At 52.1% G+C, this 3,949-nt stretch carries 5 protein-coding genes; 4 read left to right on the top strand and 1 reads right to left on the bottom strand.

From position 1 onward, the window contains the following. The first annotated feature begins 235 nt into the window (after positions 1–235). On the top strand, positions 236–373 hold the full coding sequence (locus ACUN9V_RS19840) for a hypothetical protein (protein WP_445512662.1): 138 nt from the start codon (positions 236–238) through the stop codon (positions 371–373). A gap of 1,495 nt (positions 374–1,868) precedes the next feature. On the opposite strand, the gene ACUN9V_RS19835 is transcribed toward ACUN9V_RS19840, so the two are convergent. Beyond that, positions 1,869–2,060, bottom strand: coding sequence for a hypothetical protein (locus ACUN9V_RS19835; protein ID WP_445512661.1), 192 nt, complete (start codon positions 2,058–2,060; stop codon positions 1,869–1,871). A 17-nt stretch (positions 2,061–2,077) separates the two neighbouring features. Between ACUN9V_RS19835 and ACUN9V_RS19830 the strand changes: the two genes are divergently transcribed. The 3 genes from ACUN9V_RS19830 to ACUN9V_RS19820 all read left to right on the top strand — a co-directional run bounded on the left by ACUN9V_RS19830 (position 2,078) and on the right by ACUN9V_RS19820 (position 3,805). Next, positions 2,078–2,311 (top strand): SOS response-associated peptidase family protein, encoded by a 234-nt coding sequence (locus tag ACUN9V_RS19830; RefSeq protein WP_445512660.1) that lies wholly within the window; start codon positions 2,078–2,080, stop codon positions 2,309–2,311. A gap of 165 nt (positions 2,312–2,476) precedes the next feature. Continuing rightward, positions 2,477–2,800 carry a helix-turn-helix domain-containing transcriptional regulator gene (locus ACUN9V_RS19825; RefSeq protein WP_439304522.1) on the top strand — a complete coding sequence of 108 codons (324 nt, stop codon included), beginning with the start codon at positions 2,477–2,479 and terminating at the stop codon, positions 2,798–2,800. Positions 2,801–3,109: 309 nt separating this feature from the next. Next, positions 3,110–3,805, top strand: a complete 696-nt coding sequence (locus ACUN9V_RS19820) for an aspartate/glutamate racemase family protein (protein WP_445512659.1) — start codon at positions 3,110–3,112, stop codon at positions 3,803–3,805. The last annotated feature ends 144 nt before the right edge of the window (positions 3,806–3,949 follow it).

Here is a 3,949-nt window from a genome sequence, read left to right as displayed (position 1 = left end):
AGGGCTGCGAGAGCCACCTTGGCCTTGAAGTCACTGCTGTACTGCTTGCGTTTCCTGCTCATGATCATCGTCTCCAATCGTCATGATCAGAGCTTAACGCCTGGTCCTGATTTCGGGGACCACCTCAATGGGCGACACGATCCGCGACCGCAAACAAGTTTTGGTCAACCGCGCCCAGCGCACGCCGGATGGAGTGTTCCTGCTGCGTATGGGCTAAGAGCTACGACTAAATCGGGTGCAGCGTGTTGCCGGTGGGGCATGGCTACTGATCAGCGATAACCCGCACTACGAGAAAGAGATGATCGAGCCCGATCGGATGCAAGGGGTTGTGGTGCTGGGTCGCGTGCGGACGCGGCTGGGCGAAATTTCGTAGAAATCAGACAACGAAGCCTCGTTTCTTTCTGTTTGATTAAATATGCAGAGTGAAAAGCTAAAATGGAAGATTTAAATCTTGAGATATCTGCCGAATGCGATGGTTTAACATTGCTTACTTCGGGAACTCTACATGTTCGAACTTCGCCAGCTAGAGTGAGAATTGGCAATCTGAAGTTCTCATTCTATTTGGAATATGGAGACGGCAATGTGGAGATGTCTACGCACGTAGACGAGAATAGCGATGAAATGAAGATCTACATTAAGAATCTGTCCTCGTCATTAGGGCAAGGGCTTCCACTACCCACTGACTTGGCCTCTATAAGGACGCCGAGCGGTGAAAAAAGACTTTATGGAGCATGGAATGTAAAGGCTAATACTACTAGAGATGGTACGAAAGTGGGGATATTCGACTATAGCTTTTACGTTAAAGAGGTGTAGCTTGAGCTTTCGAGAGCCTAACCCAGAGGAATTGTCTGGCCCAAAAACACAAGGAGCTTTTGTAACGCATTCGCAAAGGCAGGACTTGGCCGGCCACGTTACAGGCCAGATTGGTACTGGCGAAAATGCAAGGAACTCCTTTATCTGGTTTGTGCTGCGCTGGAGCTTTTACTCTGCTGGTTTTTTAGTGTTGGTCGTTTTTGCATATCGCGCCTGGATCGCGCCTGGATCTGACCCGCTTACAGATAGTATTAAGCTTATTTGGGATATTTTTGCCCCGCTCGTAACTTTGGCTCTTGGGTATGCCTTTGGGAGGCAGCAGGGTTAGTTGTTTGCCGATAATATTCAATGCAGGCTGACGCGATATTCCGAGCACTTCGACGCGATCTTTGCGTATTTGGATGATTCGGAGCAGGTTCCTAAGTTCTCTATCCATAGCATCGGTGAAAATTGATGAACCCATTTTCCATTTTTACGACCGCATTTACAGTTAAAGGTGCATGGATAGCCCTATTTTCGACGGTCCTAATGTTTTTTTTAGCTCCTGTTGTTATAGCGAAATTTCCAAGCATAAACTGGCTCGCTCTCTACCCTTTGATTTTAGTGGCTTCGGTGGCTATATCTGTTCTAGTGATTAATTTTTTTCATTTTTTTTCGTGAAGATAAAGGTTTATCTTCAGACAAAGAGTGCATCTCGAGAGACTGTAAGTAATATGGAAAATAAAAGGCAGAGCTTCAGGCAAGCTTTGCCGCAGATTCCGGCTGAGCAGTTGGTTATTTTAAGGAAAATTTTGCTTGGTCATCAAAGCTTTGAGTTTGACCATAACCTAGATTCACTGACGAGACAGGGAATCATCTACGAGTTGCACGATGCTGGTAGTGAGATTATTTGTGAGATATCGCCTGACTATTTAGACATAGTCCAGGATTATCTAGGTCCTCATTTGCCTCGACAATGAGGCTATCTAGTTTCGCACCAACCATCCCGATGGCCGCTTGACAAGGGCGGCCGAGGCCGGCGTCAATCAGGCCATCTGCCAGACCCTCTCTGTCGATCATGACCCATGTCGCGAGCCGGAAGTATTTCCCTGCTCAATCTCTTGCAGCTCAATATGATCGGGACCGCGTAGTGCGGCTACCGTAAACTGTTTCGCCTCGCGCGCAAGCTTCTTCTCGCTGTCGTAGTCCGCGAGTAAGGGAGGTGGCAGGGTAATTACTACGGCGGCAATCAGCAGTTTCTTGAACAACGATCTATGCTCCAGTCATGTGCAGCCGCTTCTCTCTCTACAGCACCTACCCGCGATTCGCTCATCGCATCGGTGAGCTTCGCGTCGATGGTCCGCTGACGCCACGCTATAACGTGGCGCCGGGAACGTGGATCTCATCGATCCTTCGTCAGGCGGACGATCCGCAATTGACGTTCGATAGTGTGTGGTGGGGTTACAAGCTGATATGGGCGTGTGAGGCGCGAGTTATTTTTGCCAATGGCAACTTATAGGTTGCTATCTTGAGTATGAATATCGAGTTCCGAGAATTCCCGCGCGATGATGGACTCAGCTCTTATCAGGCTTGGTTCGAAGGCTCGATGCCTAAGCGGCTGATAAAGTGCTACGCGAGGAGTACAAGCGGCGTAAGCGTCAGGCGAAGAAGGGAGGGAAATAATATGGCACTGACCCGTGATTTCAGGACAACCATCGCTGCTCGCGTTGAGCGAGACCCGGCATTCGCCAAGGCAATGCTAGATGAGGCGGTTACGCTGTTCCTCAATGGCGAGCCGGACAGCGCCCGAGTGATGCTGCGCGACTTGGTAAACGCCACGGTCGGGTTCGAAACGTTAGCCGAAGAGACCGGACGGCCCAGCAAGAGCTTACATCGCATGCTGTCCTCATCCGGTAATCCTGGCATGGATAATCTGGCGGCCATCCTTGGTGCCGTGCGCAAGGCGCTGAAGGTCAACCTGGAAGTGCATACGATCAGCGCCGCCTAAGTCGGGCGCGCTGCACGAAAAAATAGCCACTGGGTTGGAATTTCTCCCTCTTCTCTCAATCCAGCCGTCTTTCAGCGGCTCGTCTGAATCGGTTATCTACCAACCTCAAACTGCAGTTCGAAGCTGCAGTTCGAAGCTTTAGTCGTCGATGTCGTAGCTTACTTCGACTAGCCGCTACTCGCTTTGATGTACCACTACTCGCCTTGGCGCAAGGGTTCCGTCGGCCGGGAGGCTCCGGATCGCTACGTTGGCTTGCTCCCGCCGATATGCGATAAAACCGAATCAGTCGAGAACAGGATCGGATTCGCAATGAAAACCATCGGCGTACTGGGCGGCATGAGCTGGGAGTCCACGCAGAGCTATTACCGTCTGCTTAACGAGGGCGTGCGCGACCGTCTCGGCGGGTATCATTCGGCGAAGATCGCGATGGTGAGCGTCGACTTTGCCGAGATCGAGGCGCTGCAGCAGAGTGGTGATTGGGATCAGGCAGGGGAGGCGCTGGCGCAAGCGGCTCGTCAGGTCGAAGCCGCGGGTGCCGAATGCCTGCTGCTGGCGACCAATACCATGCACAAGGTAGCCGGTGCGATCGAGTCGGCGCTGAGCATCCCTTTTCTCCATATCGCCGATGGCACCGGTTCACGATTGCGCGCCTATGGCATCGATCAGGTCGGCCTGCTGGGAACACGCTTCACGATGGAGCAGGATTTCTATCGAGGCCGGTTACTCGACGAGCATGGCGTTTCCTGCCTGGTGCCGTCTCGGGAAGATCGGGATAGCGTTCATCGAATTATCTTCGAAGAACTGGTCCACGGCGTGATCAATGAATCGTCGCGACAGGTTTATCAGCAGATCGTCGCCAGGCTACAGGCGCAGGGCGCGCAAGGCGTGATTCTGGGGTGTACGGAAATTGCGTTGCTACTGCGGCAGCAGGATTGCGATCTGCCGCTTTATGATACGACCGCGCTGCATGTGGATATGGGATTAAAATTGGCGTTGGGCGAGTAGCCAATCCGAGTGAATCTCGGCGGTCTCAATGACCAAGCGCAACACGTGACCCATCAGGTACGGTGTTGCCATGAACCACTGCTATCGCCATCTTTCTGCTGAAGACCGGGCCGCCATCATGATGATGCGAGCCACGCATTCGAT

The sequence above is a fragment of the Salinicola sp. V024 genome (assembly GCF_052645315.1).
This window is presented reverse-complemented; position numbering and strand designations above follow the sequence as displayed.